Annotated in this window: 21 protein-coding genes and 1 tRNA gene; 14 read left to right on the forward strand and 8 right to left on the reverse strand. The window is 51.4% G+C overall.

Annotated elements, in window-relative coordinates; translation table 11 throughout:
• From DHN43_RS19265 to DHN43_RS19275, 3 genes are all read left to right on the forward strand, one after another.
• Positions 1–685 (forward strand): phage distal tail protein, Rcc01695 family (locus DHN43_RS19265; protein ID WP_373456204.1); only part of this gene is annotated, 685 nt, incomplete at its 5' end.
• The gene (locus DHN43_RS19270; RefSeq protein ID WP_108819729.1) at positions 682–1,575 is read left to right on the forward strand and encodes a DUF2163 domain-containing protein; all 894 of its coding nucleotides are present in this window, start codon (positions 682–684) and stop codon (positions 1,573–1,575) included. The genes DHN43_RS19265 and DHN43_RS19270, both read left to right, overlap by 4 nt.
• On the forward strand, positions 1,550–1,981 hold the full coding sequence (locus DHN43_RS19275; RefSeq protein ID WP_108819730.1) for an NlpC/P60 family protein: 432 nt from the start codon (positions 1,550–1,552) through the stop codon (positions 1,979–1,981). Before DHN43_RS19270 ends, DHN43_RS19275 begins: the two co-directional genes overlap by 26 nt.
• 13 nt (positions 1,982–1,994) lie before the next feature.
• Here DHN43_RS19275 and DHN43_RS19280 read toward each other — a convergent pair whose 3' ends face one another.
• Positions 1,995–2,354 (reverse strand): hypothetical protein, encoded by a 360-nt coding sequence (locus tag DHN43_RS19280; protein WP_159096939.1) that lies wholly within the window; start codon positions 2,352–2,354, stop codon positions 1,995–1,997.
• 61 nt (positions 2,355–2,415) lie between these two features.
• On the opposite strand from DHN43_RS19280, the gene DHN43_RS19285 reads away from it, so the two are divergent.
• From DHN43_RS19285 to DHN43_RS19310, 6 genes are all read left to right on the forward strand, one after another.
• Entirely contained in the window at positions 2,416–6,345 is a 3,930-nt protein-coding gene (locus DHN43_RS19285) for a baseplate multidomain protein megatron (protein ID WP_108819732.1), read from the forward strand.
• Positions 6,346–6,355: 10 nt separating this feature from the next.
• Positions 6,356–7,123 carry a DUF2793 domain-containing protein gene (locus tag DHN43_RS19290; RefSeq protein ID WP_108819733.1) on the forward strand — a complete coding sequence of 256 codons (768 nt, stop codon included), beginning with the start codon at positions 6,356–6,358 and terminating at the stop codon, positions 7,121–7,123.
• A gap of 97 nt (positions 7,124–7,220) precedes the next feature.
• The gene (locus DHN43_RS19295; protein ID WP_108819734.1) at positions 7,221–7,997 is read left to right on the forward strand and encodes a glycoside hydrolase family 108 protein; all 777 of its coding nucleotides are present in this window, start codon (positions 7,221–7,223) and stop codon (positions 7,995–7,997) included.
• Positions 7,998–8,022: 25 nt separating this feature from the next.
• Complete coding sequence (locus DHN43_RS19300) at positions 8,023–8,292, forward strand: hypothetical protein (RefSeq protein WP_159096940.1); 270 nt, start codon at positions 8,023–8,025, stop codon at positions 8,290–8,292.
• 363 nt (positions 8,293–8,655) lie between these two features.
• Positions 8,656–10,170, forward strand: coding sequence for an AAA family ATPase (locus tag DHN43_RS19305; RefSeq protein ID WP_108819736.1), 1,515 nt, complete (start codon positions 8,656–8,658; stop codon positions 10,168–10,170).
• A gap of 2 nt (positions 10,171–10,172) precedes the next feature.
• Positions 10,173–11,051: an HNH endonuclease gene (locus tag DHN43_RS19310; RefSeq protein WP_108819737.1), complete on the forward strand. Its 879-nt coding sequence runs from the start codon at positions 10,173–10,175 to the stop codon at positions 11,049–11,051.
• Positions 11,052–11,837: 786 nt separating this feature from the next.
• On the opposite strand, the gene DHN43_RS19315 is transcribed toward DHN43_RS19310, so the two are convergent.
• Positions 11,838–11,911 (reverse strand) — tRNA-Cys (locus DHN43_RS19315).
• Positions 11,912–12,213: 302 nt separating this feature from the next.
• On the opposite strand from DHN43_RS19315, the gene DHN43_RS19320 reads away from it, so the two are divergent.
• From DHN43_RS19320 to DHN43_RS19330, 3 genes are all read left to right on the forward strand, one after another.
• Positions 12,214–12,873 carry a protein-L-isoaspartate O-methyltransferase family protein gene (locus DHN43_RS19320; RefSeq protein ID WP_063299627.1) on the forward strand — a complete coding sequence of 220 codons (660 nt, stop codon included), beginning with the start codon at positions 12,214–12,216 and terminating at the stop codon, positions 12,871–12,873.
• Positions 12,874–13,332: 459 nt separating this feature from the next.
• Positions 13,333–14,700, forward strand: coding sequence for a TolC family outer membrane protein (locus DHN43_RS19325; protein WP_108819861.1), 1,368 nt, complete (start codon positions 13,333–13,335; stop codon positions 14,698–14,700).
• Positions 14,701–14,921: 221 nt separating this feature from the next.
• On the forward strand, positions 14,922–15,569 hold the full coding sequence (locus DHN43_RS19330; protein WP_108819738.1) for a PopZ family protein: 648 nt from the start codon (positions 14,922–14,924) through the stop codon (positions 15,567–15,569).
• Positions 15,570–15,716: 147 nt separating this feature from the next.
• On the opposite strand, the gene DHN43_RS19335 is transcribed toward DHN43_RS19330, so the two are convergent.
• The gene (locus DHN43_RS19335; protein ID WP_208995508.1) at positions 15,717–17,756 is read right to left on the reverse strand and encodes a mechanosensitive ion channel family protein; all 2,040 of its coding nucleotides are present in this window, start codon (positions 17,754–17,756) and stop codon (positions 15,717–15,719) included.
• A 252-nt stretch (positions 17,757–18,008) separates the two neighbouring features.
• Between DHN43_RS19335 and DHN43_RS19340 the strand changes: the two genes are divergently transcribed.
• Complete coding sequence (locus tag DHN43_RS19340; protein WP_063289056.1) at positions 18,009–18,554, forward strand: DUF2155 domain-containing protein; 546 nt, start codon at positions 18,009–18,011, stop codon at positions 18,552–18,554.
• Between the two features lie 13 nt (positions 18,555–18,567).
• Here the strand turns inward: DHN43_RS19340 and aat are convergent, their stop codons facing one another.
• The 5 genes from aat to DHN43_RS19365 all read right to left on the reverse strand — a co-directional run bounded on the left by aat (position 18,568) and on the right by DHN43_RS19365 (position 23,909).
• Entirely contained in the window at positions 18,568–19,257 is a 690-nt protein-coding gene (gene aat, locus DHN43_RS19345; RefSeq protein ID WP_108819739.1) for a leucyl/phenylalanyl-tRNA--protein transferase, read from the reverse strand.
• Between the two features lie 31 nt (positions 19,258–19,288).
• Positions 19,289–20,656: an acetyl-CoA carboxylase biotin carboxylase subunit gene (accC, locus tag DHN43_RS19350; protein WP_063289054.1), complete on the reverse strand. Its 1,368-nt coding sequence runs from the start codon at positions 20,654–20,656 to the stop codon at positions 19,289–19,291.
• 14 nt (positions 20,657–20,670) lie between these two features.
• Entirely contained in the window at positions 20,671–21,147 is a 477-nt protein-coding gene (accB, locus tag DHN43_RS19355; protein ID WP_063307629.1) for an acetyl-CoA carboxylase biotin carboxyl carrier protein, read from the reverse strand.
• Between the two features lie 524 nt (positions 21,148–21,671).
• Complete coding sequence (locus DHN43_RS19360) at positions 21,672–22,415, reverse strand: DsbA family protein (RefSeq protein WP_057464436.1); 744 nt, start codon at positions 22,413–22,415, stop codon at positions 21,672–21,674.
• 51 nt (positions 22,416–22,466) lie between these two features.
• Positions 22,467–23,909: a M48 family metalloprotease gene (locus DHN43_RS19365; RefSeq protein WP_057464437.1), complete on the reverse strand. Its 1,443-nt coding sequence runs from the start codon at positions 23,907–23,909 to the stop codon at positions 22,467–22,469.
• Positions 23,910–24,094: 185 nt separating this feature from the next.
• Between DHN43_RS19365 and DHN43_RS19370 the strand changes: the two genes are divergently transcribed.
• Positions 24,095–25,237 (forward strand): pyridoxal phosphate-dependent aminotransferase, encoded by a 1,143-nt coding sequence (locus DHN43_RS19370; RefSeq protein ID WP_108819740.1) that lies wholly within the window; start codon positions 24,095–24,097, stop codon positions 25,235–25,237.
• The last annotated feature ends 2 nt before the right edge of the window (positions 25,238–25,239 follow it).

Here is a 25,239-nt window from a genome sequence, read left to right on the forward strand (position 1 = left end):
ACCGTGTGTCATGAAATTCTTCCAGATCTGTGTTCGTCGCAGAGAGGCTGACATGCTGGAAGAATTTCATGACAYACGGTTTCCGCCAGATATCTCGTTAGGGGCACGCGGTGGGCCGGAACGTAAAACGCAAGTTGTGGTGCGTGCCAACGGCCGGGAAACGCGCAATCAGCAATGGGCAGATAGCCGGAGGCGATACAACGCGGCTAAGGGTGTTCGCTCTGTCAATGATCTGCATAAGGTGGTGGAGTTCTTTGAAGAGCGGCGCGGGCGTATGTTTGCGTTTCGCTGGAAGGATTGGGCAGATTTTAAGAGTTGCCCGCCCGGTGATGCAATCAGCGCCACTGACCAGGTGTTAGGCGTTGGTGATGGCGTGCAAAAGGAATTCCAGCTTGTGAAGACCTACGGCGCGACCTTCCAGCCGTATACACGCAAGATCCTTTTGCCTGCAGACACTGCACCGGTTGTGGTGGCGGTGGGCGGTGCCCCGGCCGTGGGGTTTGTGCTTGATGAGACTTCCGGCCTGATCACCTTTGCTTCTGCCCCGCCTGCAGGTGAGCAGGTCACGGCGGGCTTTGAGTTCGATGTTCCAGCCCGCTTTGACACCGATATGCTGGAACTGACACTAAACGCCCATGTACAGGGCAGCGTGACCAATATTCCGATTGTTGAGGTGCTGTTATGAGACAGCTTAATCCAGCCCTTGCAGAGCACCTGCAGGGCAACTGCACCACTTTGTGTTGGTGCTGGCGGGTCACGCGGCGCGATGGCGTGAAGCAGGGCTTTACAGACCATGACCGGCAATTGGTTTTCTTGGGTGTTGTGTTTGAGGCGGCGGCTGGTTTCACCGGAACGGATGTAGAGGCTAATCTTGGCCTTGCCGTTAACAACATGGACGTGGAAGGCGCGTTTTCTTCTGACAAGATCACGGAAGCAGACATTGCGGCCGGGCTTTATGATGATGCGGAAATCGTACTTTACCGGGTGAACTGGCAGGACACCTCACAACGGGAAGTTATGCAGCGCGGCAACATTGGCGAGGTGAGCAGAGGCGAGCTTGCATTTAACGCAGAGATGCGCAGCCTTGCCCACCGGCTCAACCAGAACACCGGCCGCACTTACCAGTATGGCTGCGATGCTGAGTTGGGGGATAGCCGATGTGGTGTGGATCTGCAGGCACCGGAGAACAATGGGGCGGGCAGTGTAACAGCGGTGAAAGACCGGGTGTTTACGTGTGCCGGCTTGGGTGGGTTCGCGGCTGACCGGTTTTCATGGGGGCAGCTTCACTGGACCACCGGGGCAAACAAAGGTGCTCGCGTCAAAATCAAGGTGCACAAGCTGACAGAGGACGGGGCTGCAGAGCTGACCCTTTGGCAAGCGCCTGTGCAGCCGATTGTTGCCGGGGATAGCTTTGACGTGTTTGCCGGGTGTGCTCATACCTTTGCGGCCTGCAAAGAGAAGTTTGCAAACGCGGTGAACTATCGCGGCTTTCCGCACATGCCCGGCCCTGATTTTATTTTGTCCTACGCTGAACAGGATGAGCAGAAAAATGACGGTTCCTCCTATATCAAATGAGGTTGTTGCGCTTGCCCGTGGCTGGCTTGGAACGCCTTATCATCATCAAGCCAGTGTCAAAGGGGCTGGTTGTGATTGTCTGGGATTGGTGCGCGGGATCTGGCGGGAGCTTTACGGATCTGAGCCCCAAACGGTTCCGGCTTATTCCCCGGATTGGGGAGAAGTTGGAACACATGAAACGCTTTTGGAAGCCGGGCAAAAGTACTTCCAGCGTGCAGCGCTGGACCCGCCCGGCCTTGGGGCGGTAGTGGTGTTCCGGGTACGATCCGGCGCGATTGCAAAACACGCGGGTCTGATCAGCAGGCCCGGTGTGATGATCCACGCGCAAGAGGGCGCGGGAGTTGTTGAGGTGCCCTATTCAGGGTGGTGGCAGCGCCGGGCGGTAGCTGCGTTTGAGTTCCCTTGAAAGAACCCTGCAACTATCTGCTCAAGCGGCGGCGGATGAACACAACCAGAACCGCGATAGCCCAGATGAATGAGCTGAGAAGACAATACAAAATTGTATAGATGATCATTAGGGACATCTGGGACCCCATAGTGAGATGCGCTGTCGCATCAATTCCCAGAATGTTGCAAGCAGGAGAAGGCTTGGTTGAGTAGACTGGTTCGCAATAGACAGTCGCAAATCCCAAAAACAAGATCTCAATTGAAAGAAGTACAGCGGGCCAATAGGCCATCACGAGTACAATCGAGAGATCTCTTCTCTTCTTCCTTTCAAAGTACCAAAGAGCGCCGCTGAAGAGCGCAAGGGTGCCGATTGCGATGCTCAACAACTCCAAATTTATCTCCATTTTTCTTTCGATTTTCATCGGTAATTGACACAAGCTACAGGGTAAAACAATGGCAACGCTTGTTTTAACAGCGGCGGCAACTGCGATTGCAGGGGCTACAGGTGCGGGGCAGGTTGCGGCATTTGCTCTTTCGGCAGCGGCAAGCATTGCCGGGAGTTACTTAGACAACATGCTGGTTTCTGCCTTCACTCCGGGCAGCAAGAGCCACGTGGAAGGGCAGCGGCTGGATAACCTGCAGGTGATGGGATCCAGTGAAGGGGCGGTGGTTCCTCTTGTGGCCGGGCGTGCGCGTGTTTCCGGGCAGGTGATCTGGGCAACAAATCTGCATGAGGTTGTGACCACCACAACGGAAAAACATGGCGGTAAGGCGGGCGGTGGTTCGTCTTCTACGGTGACGCAAACAACCTACAGCTACTACGCCAACTTTGCGGTTGGGATCTGCGAGGGGCCAATCTCTGACATTTTGCGCGTGTGGGCGGATAGCAAGGAAATCGACACAACCAAAATCACCATGCGCATTTACAAGGGTGATGAGGAACAGGAAGCAGATCCGTTGATTGCTGCCAAACAGGGCAGCCCGGATGTGCCAGCCTATCGCGGCCTGGCTTATGTGGTGTTTGAAGAGCTGCCCCTTGCAGACTTTGGGAACCGCTTGCCACAACTGACCTTTGAAGTGGTGCGCTCCGTTGGCTATGAGGAAGAAAAGCTGTCGGCTATCTCTCTTATTCCCGGCTCTACTGAATTTGGTTATTCCAAAACACCCGTGAAGGATGGCAAGGACGGCCCCACCACGGCCTATAACAACCGGCACACGCTTTCTGCTGCAACCGATTGGGAGCACTCCATAGATCTTTTGCAGAGCACCTGCCCGGAGTGCAAAACCGTCTCTCTGGTGGTGGCGTGCTTTGGTGATGACTTGAGGGCGGGAGAGTGCACGATTGCACCGCGTGTGGAAGCGCGCAAAACCACCAGTCCGATTGAATGGCGCGTTGCCGGACTAAGCCGGGATGAAGCGCGGCTTGTCTCTTATGTGGATGGAAAGCCCGCTTATGGTGGCTCGCCTTCTGACAGTGTTGTGGTTGAAGCAATCAAGGATCTGAAAGAGCGCGGCTTTAAGGTGATGCTTTATCCGTTTGTCATGATGGATATTCCAGAAGGCAACGGCCTGCCAGATCCTTACGGGGAGGCAGAACAAAAGGCTTATCCGTGGCGCGGCCGGATCACTTGTCACCCTGCACCGGGGCAGCCGGGCAGCCCGGATGGAACGTTTGAAATCGAACCGCAACTTTTTTCATTCTTCGGGGAGTCTGACCATTTTGATGTTAGTTGGGATGGTGATCAAGTTATCTACACTGGCGATTATCGATGGAGTTATACCCATTTTGCCTTGCACCTTGCGATGTTAGCAAAGGCAGCGGGCGGTGTGGATGCTTTTGTTGTTGGAACGGAAATGCCGGGCATTTCGGCTCTAACATGGGGGTTTGATGACTTTCCGTTTGCATACTTCATGGCCTATATCGCCGAGGAAGCGCGCAAGATCATGGGGCCGGATGTAAAGATAGGTTATGCTGCTGACTGGTCCGAGTTTCACAGCCACCGGCCTAATGATGGCAGCGGCGATGTGTTCTTTCATCTCGATTATCTTTGGGCTCATGACGATATCGACTTTATTGGCATAGATAATTATCTGCCGCTGACCGATTGGCGTGATCATGAAAACCATGAGGACCACGGGCAAGGTGCGCAATCGATCCATGATCTGGACTATCTGAAAGCTGGCATCGAGGGCCGGGAGTATTTTGACTTCTACTATGCCTCTGATGAGGACCGGACAAACCAGAACCGCACCTTGATTGCAGATCAGGAACATGGTGAGCCTTTCGTGTTTCGTCAAAAGGATCTGCGGGGCTGGTGGGAAAACCCGCACCACAACCGGCCGGGCGGGGTGCGTTCAAATACCTCAACTAACTGGGTGCCAAAATCAAAGCCTATCTGGTTTACAGAGTTTGGCTGYCCCGCGATCGACAAAGGCACCAATCAGCCAAACGTGTTTTATGATCCCAAATCCTCAGAAAGTCAGGTGCCTTACTTTTCCTCCGGGGTGCGTGATGACCTGATACAGCGGCGTTACCTACGCGCCATGCTGGAATACTGGGCTGTAGAGGCTGGCAAYAATCCAGTTAGCCCGGTCTATGGCGAGCCGATGGTGGACCCGGTGAACATGTTTGCATGGGCTTGGGATGTGCGGCCGTTTCCATCGTTTCCGGTGGAATCCGATACCTGGGCGGACTGGGGCAACTTCACCACTGGGCATTGGCTTTCCGGCCGTGTGGGCGGTGTCTCCGCAGATGGCATTGCCCGGCTCTTGATGGAGCGGGCGGGCTTGCGTGAAGGCATAGACTTTGAAACTGCCGGGGCGGATGGGGTTGCCGATGGCTTCCTCATCTCTTCTATCACCAGTGCCCGCAGCGTCTTGGAAACCCTTGGGGCTGCTTTCTTCTTTGATGCGGTGGAATCTGGTGGCCGGGTGGCGTTTCGCCCGCGTCGTTCCCGCTTTCCCTTAGCTGAGATTGAAGCAGAGCAACTGGTTGATCAGGGCAGGGACAAAGAGCGGGTTTCCATTACAAGAGCGCAAGAAACCGAGCTGCCTGCAGTGGTGCGGGTAACGGCCTATGACAGCTCAAAGGACTTTAACACAGCAACTGCAGAGGCGCTGAAAGGGGCTGTTTCAACGGAAAGGGTTGTGACTTCTGATCTGCCTGTCGTGACCAACTATGAGCGCCTGCAGGGCATGGCCGAAAGCTTGTTGCAGGAGGCGTGGGCCTCACGGGAGCGCTTAAGCTATGTGCTGCCGCCAACGGATCTGCACATAGAACCGGGTGACTATCTTAAACTAACCATTTCCGGCCGTGTGTTCGCGGTGCGGGTGCTTTCTGTCAAGGATGGAGACGCCCGCATGATTGAAGCGGTGACCTATGATGCACCGGTGTATGAGGCAACCAAGGGGGCAACACGGGCTTTTGTTTCAAAAGGACAGGTGCTGCAGGCCGCCGCACTAGGGGTGTTTATCGACGGGCCGCTTTTGCGTGATCAGGACACACCATGGCAGGGCTATCTGAGCGGCTATCAGTTGCCGTTTTCTCCGGGCATGGCGTTCTTATCCAGCCCGGTGACAAGTGGCTATGAGCTGCGGGCCGCCCTTAATCAGCAAGGTGTGCTTGGGGAGCTGCAGGCACCCTTACCTGCAGGGCCGCTGCACCGCTGGGACAAAGGCAACCGGGTCAAGGTCAAGCTCTACAACGGGGCGCTGGCTTCTCTTGAAGAGGATCTGGTGTTCTCTGGTGGCAATGCCATGCTGATTGAAGGGGCAGGCGGTGAGTGGGAGCTGTTGCAGTTTGCCAATGCTGAGCTAACCGGCACGCGTACCTATACCTTAAGCAAGCTGCTACGCGGGCAGCGGGGCAGTGAGCCCGGCATGGGTGCACCTGCAGGGGCGCGTGTGGTTGTGCTGGATGGCGGGATAACACAAAACGGGCTTTCCCGTTCCGAGCTGGGTTTGCCGCTGAACTGGCAGGCAGGAAAGGCCGGGGCTGGCGTGGGATCGCAGGATTACACCAGCTACCAGAAGACTTTCACCGGCCGTGGAGAGCGGCCGCTTTCGCCCGTGCACTTATCCTCCACCATGCGGCTGGATGGTAGCATTGCAATAAGCTGGATAAGACGCACGCGAACGGGTGGGGATAGCTGGGAGGTGGCAGAGGTGCCTCTTGGGGAGGCTCTGGAAAGTTACAGTGTTGAGATCCGTGAAGGGGGCGTTTTAAAGCGCTCCCTTTCTGCTTCCAAAGGGACTGTTTCCTACACGGCCGCAATGCAGGCGGAAGATTTTGGCGGGCCTGCATCCAGCTTTGACGTGTGGGTCTATCAACTATCTGAAGTCTATGGGCGCGGCGTTCCTGCTGTTGCTCACTTCGAGACGTAAAGGGGAAGCTATGAGCACTACGGCACACTTGAACCTGCCGATGATTGCGGCTGCGCAATCGCAAAAGCATGTGACCCACAATGAGGCGTTAGCCTTGCTTGATGTGGTGGTGCAGCTCTCAGTCATCTCAAACAGCGTAACCAATCCGCCTGCAGATCCAAACGAGGGAGCGCGTTACATCGTACCTGCAGGAGCGGCCGGGGACTTTGCCGGGCATGAAAACGAGATTGCGGCCTTTAGCGCCGAGGCTTGGGAGTTCCTTGAACCGGGCATCGGGTGGGCTGCTTGGATTGAAAGCGCAGAAACCATGCAGGTTTATTCCGGCGGGGCATGGGGCAGTTTTTCTTCTGTGGCCGGTCTGGGCACAGATCCGAACACGGGCGGCCTTGCCTTCCAGCAAGAGAAAACCGTTTTAAGTGAAACGGACAGCAAGGCGCAAAGCCAGTTTGTAACCGTGGATGAAGAGCTAAGCCTTGCGGGGAGCAGCGTTGACAGCTCAGTTTTGATCCCTAACCGGGCAATCGTGTTCTGCGTATCCACCCGCACGGTGGAGGCTGTGACAGGGGCAGCTTCTTATGACTGCGGGCTTGCCGGTGAGCAATCCAAGTTTGGCGGGTCGCTGGGGGCGGCTGCCGGTTCAAACAATGCCGGGGTGATTGGTCCAACTGCGTTTTACAGTGATACGGCCGTGCGGCTAACCGCCAATGGCGGCGACTTCACCGGGGGCAAGGTGCGCATAGCGATGCATTACTTCCTGCCGGTTGTTCCGCAGAGTTGAGCTAAAGCCAGCCTGTTAATTTTTCGCGCCGCATTTGCGGCTTTTTTTGTACCTGCGCGGGGGGCCTTTGGCTCCCGTTTTTTATTAGGGGCAGAGCATGAAAGATACGTTCCGACTGATTATTTTAGACCTGCTTGGAACTGAGGGTGGGTTTGCAAACCGGTCTCGCAAAGCAGATCCGGGCGGCCCTACCAACCTTGGCGTCACTCAAAGAACTTTGTCGGCTTGGCGCGGACGTGCCGTGAGCGTGGAAGAAGTGAAGCGCCTGAGCCGTGAAGAGGCAATTGATATCTACCGGGCGCAATACTGGGATGCTGTGAAAGGCGATAAGCTGCCGCGTGGGTTGGACTATGCCGTTTTTGATTGTGCCGTAAACTCCGGCCCGGCGCGGGCCGTGAAGATCCTGCAGAAGATCCTCAAAGTCAAAGTAGATGGCGTGTTGGGCCTGATTACGTTGGGTGCAGTGAAGGCGCATTCTGCCATAACCTTAATCAACCTGTTCTCAGTAGCTCGCCTGAAATTCATGAAGCGGCTGAAAAACTGGCCCTACAACAAGACCGGCTGGACGCGGCGCGTGCGCCATGTGCAGGAGCGATCCCTAGAGCTGGTGGGCAATGCCATTATTAAACGGGCACCAACTCCAAATCTTGAGCCACATGAGAATGAGGAAGGCTCAAAGGCCGTTGACGAGGAAACCAGCGCACTCAGCGCGTGGCTTAGCCCGGATGGGATCACCAAGGGCGCTATGGCTGCTTCTGGTTTCTCCGGCATTCTGGCTGGCTCCGGGCCGGTGCAGTGGGGCTTTGCAATTGCTCTTGTGATCAGCGTGGGCGTTGCTGGTTATTTGCTGATCAATAAAGAGCGGGCCGCCTGATATGGGGGCGGTTCTTTCCTTCCTGATGAGAACGAAGACAGGGCGGGCGCTGGCGGCCGCCCTTCTTCTTTGTGCACTTGCGGCCATTGCCTATCACCAGATCCGGCAGGGGGCGTTTATCGAGGCAGAGCATGAAGCTTTGCAAGGGACTGTGAAAGCGGAACAGCAAAGGACGCAGGACGATGCCTATTTGCAAGGTCTTGAAGATTACCGCTTGTGTCTTGAGTACTTTGATGATTCCGGGCTGCGAAACGTTGCAGAGTGCGAGCAGTTGCAGTGGGTTCACAAAGAATAATCTAAGCCCCCAAGGCTTTGTGGTGCTGGTTCAAGCGGACAGGGCGGGGGCAAACAGAGTTGCAGCAAATGACAGGAACGGGAAAAGGCAGGGATGTTGGAGTTGACGTGCTCTACTGAAGCGGCTTTTTAAAGTTTCTGCGTTTGGCAAATGCCTGCTGTTTGCAGCAAAAGTATGGGGCTCGTCTAGAGGTCCAGTAAGTATGCAAAGAACTTTGGAATAAGTGTCAGGAATTTGATTGCAAATCCAAAGCTGTTTGCAACCTATAATTTGTGTTGTGGTACTTGAGATTTCTTTGCAGGTATATAACGAACATCTCTTGATGAGTATGCTGATTCAGATGTGCGATTTGGACCTATTATTATGAAGTTCCACGTTCTCCCCTCTAAAAGCGTTGCGCCCAAAACCGGGTACAATGAAGTATACCTTATTATAGATAATTGGAATGACTATTCGTTCATAACTAGTTTTGAAATTTGTGTTTTTGATGACACTGGCGAAAGACACGAATTGGAGAGTGTTCGTATTGGCTTCGTTGGCCAAACAACTAAAGATAGAACATATGAGAAGCTTAGTCCTGAGTTTTCGAGCTTGCCAAACGGTTTCTTCTCGCTTGGTATGAACGTTGCATACTATCAAAAATTATCTTCTGAGATACCCAAAAATTGGGTTAATGAGTTTTTGGAAAGAATGAGAGATGTCGTTTTTAGTGACGATATTCTTGCAGTTGCTGAAAATGAGCAGGTCTTTAAGGACTCGCACCTGCGTTCAATTAGCATAAGTTTAGTACGGGATCAGTATAGAAGTGTACTTCAGGGTGAAGTTCTTCTTACAGATTTTAATTTTGGGTTTTGCCTTCCTCCTTCTAGCCACTTTGCAGGGTTTGATTTGGCTTTCTCAGTAGAAGCTAATTCAACTCCAAGCACAAATATGCATGCGTTAATTGGCAGGAATGGTGTTGGAAAGACCACATTACTAAACTCGATGATTAAGTCGATAGCGAGCGATGCTGAAACAGAATCTTATTTTTACACCGAGCATGTGTTTGGTGGCCGCGTAAAGGGGGATGGGTTTGTTAATAATCTTGTTTCTGTGGCGTTCAGTGCATTCGACCCTTTCGATCTACCGACGCAAAAAGATGATGATCGATACGCATATATTGGTTTAACTGATTATGCAGCAGCAGATGGAGCAATCTTAAAATCAAAGGATGACCTTTTTGCAGAGTTTGTAGATGGGCTAGTCTTCTGCTTCGAGGATGATCGCAGGAAAAATAGATGGGCTCAGGCCGTCCAAACGCTCCAGAGTGATGAGAACTTTGCAGAAATGGATCTCATGTCTCTGTTGCCATTAGCTGGTGAAGAGTTACGTAAGCGAGCTTTGTTCTTAATTGGTAAAATGAGTTCGGGTCATTCAGTTGTCATACTTACAATGACACTTTTGGTAGCTCGTGTGAAAGAGAAATCATTAGTGCTATTTGATGAACCTGAGAGCCACCTCCATCCGCCACTACTTTCTGCTCTCATGCGTAGCTTAGCCCAACTACTACACACTCGAAATGCCATTGCTATTATTGCCACTCACTCTCCGGTAGTGCTGCAGGAAATTCCAAAATCATGTGTCTGGAAAGTCTTCCGATCTAGACTCGCTTCTGAAAAGAAGAGACCTGACACCGAGACTTTTGGTGAGAACGTTGGAATACTCACGAGAGAAGTGTTTGGCCTTGAAGTTGAACAGTCTGGTTATCACACAGTTTTAACGGATCTTGTTTCGAATGGTGGGACTTATGAGGACCTACTGAAGCGTCTTGAAGGTAGGTTAGGTTACGAGGCAAGAGGTATATTGCGAGCAATGGTTGCCAACCAACAGTCAGAATAGTTATGCGAAAATTAAAGAAACCACCCTTTGAGGCAATCGAGTTATACGATGAAAGTGTTGCTGGTTGGCCAGATGAAGCGGTACGCAGAAAGTTTGAGCAAAACCGCTACGCGATAACAAACGCGTGCTCAGCTTTTGATCGCGAAACTCTCTCAGAAACATGGTGCAGACTACCAAGGGCTAGGCATGGAAACGAACAGGATATTGTTGCAGGTACCCTAACAAAAGCAGAACTTGTTGCTCTTTATGATGTAGGGGTGGTTCGATCAAAAGGAAAGCCGCGTACCATCTATGACACAATTAAGCTATCAGCCCATGGGGAATGTCCGTACTGCGGTGGAATAGGAGAAATGGGAGAAGATGGAGAGGCGGGGACCGTCGACCACTACCTTCCAAAATCTAGATTTCCAGCTTATTCGATACTCCCGCTAAACTTAGTACCTGCTTGCGCTGTATGTAATAAAGGAATGGGAAGTGGTTTTCCAACCGATGAGAAGCTACAACCTCTGCATCCATATCTTGATAAAAGTCACTTCTTTAATGAAAAGTGGACTACTGCCTCTGTAGAGGAGGGGGATCCGATAGTGGTAAACTTTGGTGTAAATCCTCCCGCAATTTGGTCAGACAAAGATCGTCAGCGAGTAAAGCAGCACTTCTTAGACTGTAATTTAGGAAGTCGATACCGTGCGCGTGTCCCACAGGAGCTCTCGACCGTTGTTGCATTCCGAAAAAAAGCGCTAAAGTCTCTTAGTCCTGATGAGTTTAGTCAGAACTTGCTGGAAGTTGCTCAGGATGAAGGCCTGCCTATCAATGGTTGGAAGCGAACTCTATATTGCGCGCTTGCAGCGTCCGAATGGTTTTGCAGAAAAGAATTTGCCTAACATTCAGAAGTTGAATAATCAAATGAAACTCGCGATTTGCTAAAGACGTTGGATGTTCCGAGGGCGCTTACTGTCTAGATTTCGCGGCATTAGCCTTCTTTCGGGGGTGTGTATTTCGTTCTCTAAATGAGTCTGTTCAGCTAGCAGACGAAAGTTCGCAGAATGGTGACGTAACTATTGAGTTTCGTGCATTGGAGTGTGTTTGTGTACCCTGCTCAAATGGCCTCTTATTCTCACCAGTAACTCACCACAGAAAATCGGTTCCTAATGCATATGTGTGAAGTTAATTGCACGTAAATATTAGGAGTTTTTCATGTTTATGGTGATTTATAGAAACTCTATTCTAGGTCTGGGTGAGAGTGAAGAGCAGGTCATTTCAGATGTTTTGCTGCTTTTAAGTTGCTTGCCTGAAAACGAGAAATCGCATGTCATCTGTTGATCCCGTTGGTCATAGGAGGAGGAGGTGTTGCTTTCGGGGTATGGCATGTGCTGCCTGCGATTGTTCAGTTTGATGGAACAGCAACACTCTTATGGCTTTGGGTGATCGTTTCTTGTGCGCTGTTCTCCTGGACCGGTGCTGAGCGTTTTTTGCGTAGCAGACATGGGGAGATTTTATTCAGAATGCACCGCAGCATTGGAGGGTGTTGAGAAAGGCTTATTCACAGCGAGAAAAAATTGGATTTGAACACATCCAGAACGGAAAAGTGTCCCACTTTTCGCAGGTGTCCTAAAAGTGGGACACTTCGCGCTAAAAAAGCTAATAATATCAATGTAAAGGAAGGAAAATGGAGGCCTCTGCCGGAATCGAACCGGCGTACACGGATTTGCAATCCGCTGCGTCACCACTCCGCCAAGAGGCCCCGCTGTGGTGTGAGGGGCTTTTCTGATATTTGGGGCGGATAGTCAAGCGGGCAAATTCACTTTCCACGATCACTCTTGTGTAAAACACCGAAATCTATGGGGTTTACCTAAGTGAGTAGCTTTCTGGATGAGGCACGGCTTTTCTTCCTGCATGGTGAAAAAGCTCGTATTTGCACCGCAAAGTTCAAAAATAGAAAAACAACAGAGGGAACTGTTTATTTTTACGGATATGGCAGCTTGTGTTTGTGGTGCATGAGCGATATTTCTCAGCCAAAGAATCTTGCGAGACAGTGAGGACAAGATGGTCAACTTCGCGGAACAAAGAACACTGATGGTCGACAATCAGCTGCGGACCAATGATATTACAGATCTGCGCATTATTGGTGCTATGGGCAAAGTGCCTCGCGAAAAGTTCGTTCCGGAAAACCTGCAGGAGTTGGCCTATATTGATGAAGATGTAGCCGTTGATGAAAAAGGCGAGCGTAAAATGCTCAAGCCGCACATCTTTGGTCGTCTTGTTCAGCTGGCTGATATCACTGCCAAGGATGTTGTGCTTGTGGTCGGCGCTGCCTCTGGTTATGGCGTGGCGATTGTTTCCTATCTGGCAGAAGCTGTTGTTGGTCTGGAAGTTGATGTGGCGCTGTCTGAAGCGGCCTCAACGAATCTTGAGCAGCTGGGCATTGAAAATGCTGCTGTGATTGATGGCGATCTGGCCAAGGGTTATGCGGCTGACGCGCCTTATGATGTTATTCTGGTCAATGGATCCGTTGAAGAGCTGCCGGAAGCCTTAACTGCTCAGCTGAAAGACGAGGGGCGTCTTGTTGTGGTTGAGGGTGAGAGCAATGCAGGTGTTGCGCGGCTTTATACCAAGTCTGGCGGCAATGTGAGTTCTGTGTTTGCGTTTAATGCGCATGCATGTGCGCTTCCAGGTTTTGAGAAGCCGGAAGTCTTTGAATTCTAAGCGCTTGCGATGCAAGTACTGAGATGTGAGGCGAGGGGCAACCTTCGCCTTTTTTTGTTTTTCTGTGAAGTGTTGTGATGAATTTCCGTTTTCGTGATGTGCATTACAGTTTTGTCCCAATGCTGGTTTAAAGCACTTCAAACTCTGGTGGGGTAAAATAAGAACTGGCTGCTGCTGCTGTCTTTTCTATCAATGATGTAGAGATATCCACGTTTCAATCATTGGGTGAAAAAACGGTAGTAAAAACTTAATGGTTCTACTAGTGTGCCTCCGGGGAATGATATTCTGCGATTAGTCTAGGCAATTATATCGATAAGATGTTGCTTGTTCGTCGCAGTGTTTATTTTTTTCCAAAATCGGCTTGATCGCCGGTTTCGGAAAACGCCGAATAAGATATACAATTCGGCGAGTGTGTTGGGTTTGCGGTTCGTAAGATTGACCCTGTTTGAGGCATATGAAGTGGTTTCTCGGAAAACGTTAGCGGGTGCAGTTGCAGTAGTCGGCTTGCTTGTAAGTGCTCAAGGCGCGAATGCTCTTTCAATTAAAGAGGCATTGGCTGCTACCTATCAGAATAACCCGACATTGAACGCATCACGCGCACAACTTCGCGTGACAGATGAAGGTGTGCCACAGGCTCTGGCTGGATGGCGCCCAAGCATTATTGGTAGTGGCAACTATGGTTACCAATGGCAGGATTCTCGGGGCACCTATCGCGAAAACAATCAATACAATTTATCACTCCAAGTAACGCAGCCATTGTTCCGCGGGTTCCGCACAGTGAACTCTACGCGTCAGGCTGAGGCTATTGTTCGTGCGCAGCGTGAAGATTTGCGCACGGCAGAACAGACGGCACTTTTCCAGGCTGCGACAGCTTATATGGACGTCATTCGCGATACTGCGCTTGTGTCTTTGCGTCGGAGTGACTTGAAGTTCCAGGAAGAGCAGGTTCGGGCTTCTAAAGATCGCTTCAATGTGGGCGAAGGTACGCGGACTGATGTTTCTCAGGCTGAATCAGGTCGTGCACGTGCGCAGTCCACACTGAACACTGCGCTGGCAAATCTGAACACAAGTCGTGCGATTTTCCGTCAGGTGATCGGGATTGATCCGAAAAACCTGAGTGCTCGCACCAATGTGACAAGCTTGCTGCCGAAGACTGTTGCTTCCGCAATCTCTATTGGTCAGGAAGAGCATCCTGCGATCCAGTCTTCTCAGTTCCTGGTTGATGCCGCTCAGTTTGCAGTAAAAACTGCCGAGGGTGTTTTGCTTCCGACTGCTCAAGTTGAGGGAAACTTGTCTTATAGCGACAGCAACCTTCCTGGTGTTGAGGGTAGGCCAACCAGAACAGCTTCTATTTTTGGTCGTGTGACTGTTCCTATCTACCAGAATGGTAGCGAATACTCTGTTGTGCGCCAGTCTAAAGAAGATCTGGGCCGTACCGAGATTCTGGTCGATGTGTCCCGTGATAACATCCGTGCGCAGGCGATCTCCTCCTGGGGGCAGCTGAATGCATCGATCGCTTCCATTACGGCAGCTGAAGCACAGGTTGCTGCGGCTCGTCTTGCTTTGGAAGGCGTGATTGAAGAGCAGCGTGTTGGTCAGCGGACCACGCTTGATGTTCTGGATACGCAGAGTGATCTGGTGGATGCGCGCGTAACATTGGTGACTGCGCAGCGTGACCGTGTGGTTGCTGCTTATGCGGTTCTTTCCTCTGTTGGTCGTCTGGACTTTGACAGTCTGGCATTGTCCGGTGCGCGTTATGATCCAACTGAACACTACCGTCTGGTACGTGATAAGTGGATTGGGTTGCGGACTCCAGATGGGCGTTAAGCTCCTCTGATATAATGAAATTTTGGAGAAGGGAGCCTTGTCGGCTCCCTTTTTTGTTGCCGTATTTTCAAATTTGCTCGTTTTCCTTGTGGGAATTGGCTTTTTGCTGGATATGCGGCTGTCAGGCGGGGGCGCTTTTCTCCTATATTTAAGTAAGTATTTATTAATGAACTGAGTCGGAAAGCCGGCGGATTAGACGCGATTAGAAGTGGAGCACATACATGGGAGCTGTCTCACAGGGTAACGAGCCTTCCATGGAGGATATCCTGAGCTCGATCCGCAAGATTATTTCGGATGACGAAGCAAGTGGCGCAGAACAGATGACAGATGCTGCATTGAGTGACGCGGACGCGGGTCGCGAATTATCACAGGACGATCTAGATAAACTCTTTGATGATGCGCCAGCGGAAATGGAGCCTGCTCCAACTCCTGAGCCAGAAGTGGTGAAGGATGCGGAACCAGACGTTCTGGAGCTGACGCAAAAAGAGCAGATCGACGAGCAATCCTCCTCATTGAAAATTATTGAAGGTCTTGCTGAGGAAGATAAGGAAGAGGATGGAGACATCGCTTTTCTTGATCAGCCGGGTCCTGAAGCGTTTGGGCTGGGCAGCATGGGGCAAGATGACATTCTTGAACCTTCTGCTGCAAAAAGTCCGGCGGAAACACTTATCTCAAGCGCGACGGACGAAGTTGTGTCCAGCGCCTTTAACGGTCTTGCCAACACGGTGCTGTCCAAGAACGCCCGTACACTGGAAGACCTCGTGGCTGAGATGCTGCGCCCAATGCTGAAAGGCTGGCTCGACCAGCATCTGCCAAGCGTGGTGGAGCGGCTTGTGCGCCAAGAGATCGATCGTATCTCGCGCAAATAATCCTCTGGATGTGAGGGGAGAAGCTCTCCCCTTCACACATCCGCTCTCTGCTACTCTTTCTAAGAAAACCGTGTCAAAACTGATCTGTGGTGTGGGCTGTTTGGGTATTTGTCGCTCAAATATGCTCTGTAGATGTATGTTACGGTTTCATACTTGGTTTTTCTTTTTTTTCCGAGACTTTGCTTTTGCAATCGGGCCTTTTATGGTTTTGGTTGGATCTCTAACATCGCCATTACTACTGATGAAAGGATGGGCGACCTTTATGTTTTCGTCTGAAATAAGCTTGAGTATGCGGATAAGAATATCCTCCTGAATAGCGAGGTATTCATCCCGGCTTGATGCTTTGACACCATTTTCGACGAGAATTGAGAAGCCGTTTTCGTCTATCTCTTCCAGCAGAACTTTTGAAGCGTCTGGCAGAGAGAGTGGGTGTTCGGCTAGCATTTGCTTTATTTTGGAGATGACGGCCTCTAGTTGTTCTGCTGTTGTATCGAACTCTAATGAGAAGTGTTGAACGACACGAAAATGATCTTTTAATGTGAAGTTCAGGAAGTTCATTTTTGCAAGGTCTGCATTAGGGATGGTTACCAGCGTCCTGTCTTTGGTTCTGATCCGAGTTGAGCGCATGCCGATGGATGTCACGTGACCGCGGACCTTGTTGAACTCGCAATAATCTCCGACACGGACAATGCCGTCTGCATAGAGGATCAGGCCGCCGAGGAGGTTTTCGAGTGTGGGCTGAGCGGCCAGGGCGATGGCGAGGCCGCCAACACTGATCCCTGCGATGATGCCGTAGAGCGGGATGTTCAGGCGGGTCGCGCCGTACGTGAGCAGAATGAGAGCGCACAGGATGGCGAAGAACTGCGTTGCTGTGCGGATGATGCTGCGGTCGATGGAGGCAACGCCGCGGTTCTTGATCAGCACCAGTTCGCTCAGGAGGCGGAGGACCTTGTAAATGATGACGGCGCCGCCAATCCAGACGAGTGTTTCGATGGTCAGGTCATAGACTTGCAGAACCGGGCCACCAATGTTGATTTGATAATCAGCCAGATAACGCAGGAAAATGAGAGAGCCGACAATAGCGCCAGAAGTGATGATGCTGAGCACTTGTCGCCGAACCGGTTTCTTGCGGTCTGGTAAGCGCCGCATGATGGTGACGAAGAAGAAAAGAATGACTGCGGCGATTGCTGTGATCAGGATCAGCGCGAACCATTGCCAGACGGCCTGTCCATAATACAGCTCCAGTAGCCATGGAGGTTGGCTTTCAATCAACGAGAACCAGGCTGGCGGAAGCAGGTGCCCGGGACTGCTGGCAAAGAAGTGGTAAAGGTCTTGCGGAATGGAGGAGCGGGACGGGAGCGCTTTGACTTCCTCATAAAACTCCGGGATCCGGTCCACTGTTTCTGCTGAGAAGACATAGTCTCCTTGCTGCGGTCCCTCAGTCATCCTGGTGATAACGATTTGGGTGAATGGGATCGTCCAGGAGCTTTCCAGATCGGCCTGATTGAAGTCGTAGGTGCCTGCTGCTGTTCCGGGGATATCCGGGAAGGGGGGAAGCGGGATGCGGTCCAGAATCTCTTTGAGCTGCAGGACCAGTTCCAATGATGTTTGCTGACGTGTTGCGCTGGGGAGGCCGGAAAGATCAAAGCAGCCTCTGGCACGCTCCAGAAGAATCTCGGCGAGATGGATCTGGTTCTGAATGTGCTCATGGTTTTTGCTCATACCGAGCGTTTCCATGGAGAACGCACCCATACCTGTGTTTTCTTCGTAAGCTTCCTGAATGAGGTGGTTTGTTTCCTCCATGATATCGAGGAAGCTGTCCAGCGTTGCTCTTGGGGAGCTGGTGTCGGCAGGTGCGAGAGGGAACATGCCGATAATGTCTTTTGCGCGAAACTCCATCAAAGGCATTGCCGGCATGCGCAGTGTCTCAGGCATGCCGTTTTCGTCAGATGGCATCTCTGGCTTTTCAGAGGGAGCTTTCAGGATCTCCTTTTGCTGCTGTTTGATGTACTTCTGGTAGAGGGACTGGGCGGGAGCCTCGCCCGAGAGTGCCAGAAACAAAAGAACGCAAAAAAACGCAGCAAAAACGCGTGTAACGCACAAATAACGCAAACCAACGCAAAGTGCACTGGATGCCCGGTGTGGCTGTTGTTGCTGGGTTATCGAGTGCGATTGCTCTGCTTGCATTGAGGTCTCGGTTGTTGGCTGCTTCCTGCTCTATGAAACCAGCCACTCAAGACCATTTGGACAATCCACGCCTTGTTATTTAAGTAAAATTTGCCGGTGGCTTATCGTGGCTTTCGCGCAACGCCTGTGGGTTAGCTGAGATTCCTCAGCGATTGCCGCGTGTTTGCCTCGTTCTGGCCTTTTCCCCGTAGCATTCCAGTGCTAAGCCCTTTACAGCTCGGGCGTTTGAATCACTAGCTGCTGGAAAGTTTTATGGGTTTTACAATGCGTAAATATCTTGGGCGCGCTGCATCCTGCGCACTTGCTGCGTTGATTGGTGGGGCAGCATTTGCATTGCCTGCACAAGCTCAGACACCAATTAAAAACCCGGTTGCAGTGTTCAAAGGGCTGGATAAAATTACCGGTCGCATTACCACGTTTGATGTCTATATTGATGAGACAGTTCAGTTTGGTGCGCTTCAGGTAACGCCGCGCGTTTGTAATTCCCGGCCTCGGACAGAAGCCTCTCAAACCACTGCGTTTATTGAGGTTGATGAGCTTACGCTTGATAGTAAAGTTCGCCGGATTTTCAGTGGCTGGATGTTTGCAAGTAACCCTGGTGTGCACGCTGTTGAGCACAGTGTCTATGACATCTGGCTGATCAACTGTAAGAAGACAACTTCCGTGCCGCCACCAGAAGGATACGCTGGTCCAGCTGTTGATCTTGTTTCCGAAGAGGATGATCTAGCTGGGAAAGACTTTGTTTCTTCAGGAGAAATTCCGGTGCCACGACCGAAGGTTGTTGCAACACTGCGTTAAATGATGCGGCCTCTCAGATGAGGCCGTTTTTGCTTTTAGGTGAAGCAGGGCGCATATCCTCGATGATCTGCAGCACTAATTTTCCAGAGCTCTCCTGCGGTAGTGCGTGAAAATCTCCGAGTACCATCAGCGCATTTTCCAGCAGCTTGCCATACTGCTCTTTGGGAACTTCTGTCGCCCCGAACTGTTCCAGATGTTCTGTTACGAACTGAGCGTCCAGTAACCTGTAGCCTCCATAGAGCAGACGGCCATACAGATGCACAAGGGCAACCTTGGATGCATCCCGCTCCAGTGAGAACATGCTCTCCCCAAAGAAGGCGCCGCCTAGTGATACACCGTAAAGGCCGCCAACGAGCTCGTCAGCGGCGTTATAGATCTCGATTGTGTGGCAATACCCCATGGCAAAAAGCGCAGTGTAGAGCTTGCGGATCTCAGTGTTGATCCATGTCTCTTTGCGCTCTGAGGTGGTTGTCGCGCAGTGAGAGATTACTGCCTTGAAATCACGGGAGGCTCGAACGACAAACTTGTCGGAGCGGACGGTTCTGGCGAGCCGTTTGGGGATGTGAAATGAATCGAGCGGCAAGATACCTCGCCGCTCGGGATCAATCCAGAAAAGATCAGGAGAGTCAGCAGTCTCAGCCATTGGAAAGATGCCACAAGCGTATGCTTTAAGCAGAATTTGTGGGGTAATCTTAAATTCCATGCTGGCCTGCTTTTGACCTCCCTAAATCTCCTCAGTTTTCTTCGGAGTTCTGTGCTGCAATGTGCGCTTCCAGGAACTTCTCAAGCCAATGGATATCATAGGCGCCGTTGGCGATATCCTGATTGTCCAGAAGCTCTGTGAAGAGTGGAACAGTTGTGTTGATGCCATCAACCACAAACTCGCTCAGAGCACGACGCAGGCGCATCATACATTCCACACGGGTCCGGCCATGAACGATCAACTTACCGATCAGGCTGTCATAATGCGGAGGAATTTTGTAGCCCTGATAAACGCCTGAATCTACGCGCACGCCCAAGCCACCTGGTGGGTGGTAATAGGTGATTGTGCCCGGAGATGGTGCGAAGGTCAGAGGATGCTCTGCATTGATACGGCACTCAATCGCATGACCAGAGAAGCGAACTTCTTCCTGATTGATTGACAGAGTAGAACCACCAGCGATGCGGATCTGTTCGATCACAAGATCAATGCCGGTTACCATCTCGGTTACAGGATGTTCCACCTGCAAACGGGTGTTCATTTCAATGAAGTAGAACTCACCGTTTTCATAGAGGAATTCGATTGTGCCCGCACCGCGATACTTGAGCTTACGCATAGCGTCTGCACAAACTTCGCCGATTTCCATCCGTTGCTCTTCATTGAGCGCAGGGGATGGGCATTCTTCGAATACCTTCTGGTGGCGGCGCTGCAAAGAACAGTCGCGCTCACCGAGGTGGATTGCGTTGCCCTGACCGTCACCCAGTACCTGCACCTCAATGTGGCGTGGTTTGCCGAGGTACTTTTCCATGTACAGAGCATCATCGCCAAAGGCTGCTTTGGATTCGGAACGTGCGGTTGAGATCGCAGTATCCAGATCTTCAGCTGTCAGGGCGACTTTCATGCCGCGGCCACCGCCGCCTGCTGCTGCTTTTACGAGAACCGGATAACCGATTTCCTTAGCGATTGCATGGACGTCGTCTTCAGGAGTGATGCCACCATCAGAACCAGGCACAACTGGAATGCCCAGTTCTTTTGCAGTGGTTTTCGCCTGAATCTTATCGCCCATCACACGGATGTGCTCTGAAGTAGGGCCGATAAAGGTGATGCCGTGCGCCTCAAGAATCTCCGCAAAGCGTGCATTTTCGGAAAGGAAACCATAACCGGGATGCACAGCGTCGGCGCCAGTGATTTCACAGGCTGCCAGAATCTGCGGGATGTTGAGGTAGCTGTCGCGCGCTACCGGCGGACCAATACAAACACTTTCGTCAGCAAGGCGCACATGCATTGCGTCTTCGTCGGCAGTAGAGTGGACCGCTACAGTGCGAATGCCAAGCTCTTTACATGCCCGAAGGATGCGGAGTGCGATCTCGCCGCGGTTTGCGATGAGGATCTTTGAGAACATAGAGACTTCGCCTGTTATTCGATGATGATAAGTGGTTCGCCGAATTCAACTGGCTGACCATCTTCAACCAGAATTGCAGTCACAGTGCCTGACTTTGGTGAAGGGATCTGATTCATGGTCTTCATAGCTTCAATGATCAGAATAGTTTCACCCTTCTTGATGGACTTACCTACTTCAATAAAGGCTGACGCACCTGGCTCTGCTGCCAGATATGCTGTGCCAACCATAGGAGAAGTAACTGCGCCCGGATGGTTTGCTGCATCTGCAGAAACTGCAATCTCTACAGGTGCTGCTGGTGCCGGTGCTGGAGCAGCTACAGGAGCAGGTGCTGCTACTGGTGCCACTGCACCCACTGTCAGCTGACGAGCGACACGAACGCGGAGATCTTTTTGTTCCACTTCGATTTCGGTCAGGTTGGTTTCGTCCAGCACATTTGCAAGCTGGCGGATCATTTCCTGATCAAACTTAGTTTCTTTCGTCATCGTTTTCATCGTCCAGTTCGAAATGCCCTGACTAATGCCAGGAGCCTTCGGTTTGGCCCCCAAAGCGATTGTGCAGCAAGGATGGCCTTTAATAATCTGTGAAAATCCAATTGCTCAGAGCAAACTATGGATTTTCTGACTGAATGAACTACGCAAGCAGTTGGTTATTAACTGCTTAGATAGCCATTAATTCTCTATTTGCGAGATGCTGTCTTTTAAAAAGTATGCATCCGGAGTGCCTAGGCTGCGCATAAGGCAATATCATGTTTATTAGCGCAGAAAGGCACATAACGCTTTGATTTACTCAGAAGTACACAAATGTAGTTGCGCCTACGCAACCAATCTGTTCTCAAAAACTCTGTGTAATAAGCTAGGTTTACTTGACGTATTGGTTAAGTGTAGCCAGGCAAATAAACATAACTGGCCCTCTTATATGGTCAGAGCGGACCAAGGAAAAGACCTTTGTCCGCTCTGAGTTGAGTTCTTAAGGATAAAGCTGCGAAAATGCGTTGATATGCGCGATTGGGATCAATCTACTCGCGTTCAGCTGCAATTTTTTCCTTCAAAGTGTCGTAGCCGACGGCTCCAACAATCACTTCTTCACCCAAAATATAGGAAGGGGTTCCGGTGATGCCGAGCTGTTCAGCAATCGTGAATACTTCCTGGAAGGTTTCAGCTGCGCGGCTGGACTTCATTGATTTTTCAAGATCTGCATCAGAGATCCCAAGGTCCTTTGCAACTTTCAGGCTGCTGGCAAGGTTTGCGCGGCCAGGCTGACCCAGAAGTGCGAGGTGGAAATCCTCGTATTTATCAGGTGCAACTTCTGCAACTGCGATCGCAACGCGTGCGGCTTCCTGAGAGGCTTTGCCTAGAACAGGGAACTCTTTCAAGACAACGCGGAGGTTCTTGTCCTCATCAACGAGGCGAACAAGGTCAGACAGTGCGCGCTTACAGTAACCGCAGTTGTAATCAAACAGCTCTACGAGCGTGACGTCGCCATCCGGGTTGCCGAGGACAATCTGATAGTCACTGTTGTAGATCTCATCAGAGAGGCTGGAGATAGCACCTTTGCGTGCGCTTTCTTCTTCTGCGAGGCGGCGCTTATCAAGTTCCTGAAGCGCTTCCAGCACGATTTCCGGATTTGCGACAAGGTATTCCTTGATGATTGTTTCGACTTCAGCGCGGTTCACTGTTTCTGCTTGTGCAGAAAAAGTTGCTGGCAGCAGGGCGAACGTTGCTGCACATGTGATCGCAGCTCTGCGAATGAGTTTGTTCATGACGTCTCCTGTAACCCTGTTCGGGTGCTTGATTTTTATCAGTCTGATTTGTTAGCGGCGTCTGAGCTGAGGCACTTTGACTGACAGTATATCGTCAGCTTGTTGCCAGGCGGGTGAGCCGACTTTCAATTTTTTCTGAGCGCGTTTTGCGTAGCGCTGTGCGCTGCGAACATCGCCGCGGGTCATATGACTTTGAGCGGTTGCCAGATCTGCTCCAGCGATATCGCCCAGACGAGCATTCGCGATTGCAAGTTGGGCATAGCCGTTCATGGAATATCTGTCTTTTCGCAGAGCTCTGGTCAAAATGCTCTTTGCTTCTTTCAGGTATCGCTTGTCATCGGATGCGACCATTGCGAAGCCCAGCCAGATTTCAAAATGCGGATTGCCAGGATAAAGCGCCAGCGCCTTACGGAATGGCGCAATTGCGGCTTTCGGCTTGCCGCCTTCGAGCAGCGCCTGTCCTTTGATTTCATAAAAATACGGATATTCCGGCGCTTTTGAGATCAGGGCGTCAATTTTTCTGACAGCTTTTGACGCTTTGTCGGACCTCATGCTGGCAATAGCACGGGCATACTGCGCAGGGAGGCTTTTGTCTCTTTCTGGATAGGCACGATAAACTGAGTTTCTGTGACTGGTGAATGCCAGCAGTTTGGCTTTGACCATGTCATGCTTCAGCTGAAGGCGCTCAGGGTCTTTCTTGTTAAAGTGCTTCGCCTTTTGAGCCCTGTTTTGAAGGGCGTTGAAACGGGCGCGAGGCATGGGGTGGCTGAGCGCGTATGGATCTACATACTGCGCTGAAAACAGAGCCTGATCCGCCATGCGTTCAAATGTTGTGAGCATGCCCTTGGCAGAAACGCCGATGCGATCGAGGTAGCGCAGGGCTGCCTGGTCAGCTGATGATTCCTCAGATCTGCGATAGGACAAGAAACTTCGTTGGGCGAGCGCTCCGCCACCGGAGACAGCTGCTGCACCACCGCGGGCGATAGAGCTGTTGCCCGTGGTTGCACCTGCTGCCATAGCGCCTGCACCCAGGATCATGCCGATAACTGACATGATCTGTGCGTTTGAAGCTGCCTGGCGCATGCGAACCAGATGGTTGCCAGCAATATGGCCGGTCTCGTGTGCGATTACGCCGATCACTTCGCTTGGCGTTTTGGCATCCATAATGACGCCGAGGTTGATAAACATCCTGCGGCTGTCTGGAACGAAGGCGTTAAAGCTCTTGTCGTTGACCAAAATGATCTCAACCTGATTGGCAGGAAGTCCAGCTGCCCGGAAGATCGGTTTGGCGTATTCGCGCAGCAAATCTTCAGTTTCTGCATCGCGAACGAGGGGGAGCCCCTTCTTTTGTTGAGCTTGAGCTGTGGTGATTGCCACATTAGGTACAACCAGTGAAAGTGCGGTTGCTGTTATAAGAATTTTGCGCGCAAACTTTGTTGCTTGTGATTTGACTGGTTCAATCACACGTTTCAATGCATTGTTCTTAAATTGCACGTCAAGTCCCCTTAATTGGCTTGGCAGGCGCAGAGCGGTTCGCACTTAAAGTACTACATAGACTTTCAAATAAGCCTTAACCACCCAAGATAGGCAGTTATTAGGCAAAATTGCTAGGTAGCCCGAAAAATTAAAGCACAGGCTCTGAGAAGAAGAAATAAGAGGGAATGCATTTGTCAGTATTAATGGGATCAAAACGTAGTGAAGTCCTGCCTTTTCAAGCTATGGAAGTGCTGAATGCTGCCAACCGCCTTGAGCAAAGCGGAGAACATGTGCTGCACATGGAAGTGGGTCAGCCGGGAGCGCCTGTTCCTGACTCGGTTTTGAAGGTTGCGCATGACCACCTGTCTTCTGGCCGATTGGGATACACGGAAGCACAGGGCATTCCGCTGCTGAAGAAGAGCATTGCTCGCTACTATAAGCAAACCTTCGGATTAGAGGTTCCAGAATCTCGCATTTTTGCAACTACGGGTTCTTCTGCCGGATTTAACCTTGCGTTTCTTGCCGGGTTTGACAGAGGGGACCGCATTGCAATTACATCTCCGGGTTATCCGGCCTACCGCAATATTATTGAGGTGTTAGGGCTGGAGTGTGTGGAGATTGAGGTTGGGCCGGAAACGCGCTGGTCGCTTACCCCTGAGATTCTTGAGGCAGTGCATAAGGAGAAGCCGCTAAAGGGCGTGCTTGTGGCCAGTCCGGCGAATCCGACCGGGACCATGATGTCTCCTGATGCTCTCAAGGCATTGGTTGAGGCTTGTGAAGCGATGGATCTGTGGTTCATCTCTGATGAGATTTACCATGGGCTTGCCTATGATATGGAGGAGGAGACGGCGCTCCGCTTTACGGACAAGGCGATCATCGTCAATAGCTTTTCCAAATACTATTGCATGACAGGTTGGCGTATTGGCTGGATGGTGTTGCCTGAGGTGCTTGTACGTCCGATTGAGCGGATTGCGCAGAGCCTTTACATTTCGCCCCCAGAGCTGGCGCAAGTGACTGCAGCTGCTGCTTTTGATGCGACGGAGGATTATGAGAAGATCAAGGCTGGGTATGCTGCCAACAGGCAGGTGCTGCTTGATCATCTTCCTCAGCTTGGTTTTGATGTGCTGCCGGTTGACGGTGCGTTCTATGTGTATGCGGGTGTTTCAAAGCTCACCAACGATTCTATGGAGTTCTGTCAGAAGATGTTGGCAGAGACACACATTGCGGCAACACCCGGCGTAGATTTCGATCTGACACGCGGGAATCAATACATGCGCTTTTCCTTTGCGGGGAAGGAGCCCGATATCAAGCTTGCGGTGGAGCGGTTGGAAGACTGGCTCAAGTAACA

Source organism: Pseudovibrio sp. Alg231-02 (assembly GCF_900143565.1).
GTDB lineage: Bacteria > Pseudomonadota > Alphaproteobacteria > Rhizobiales > Stappiaceae > Pseudovibrio.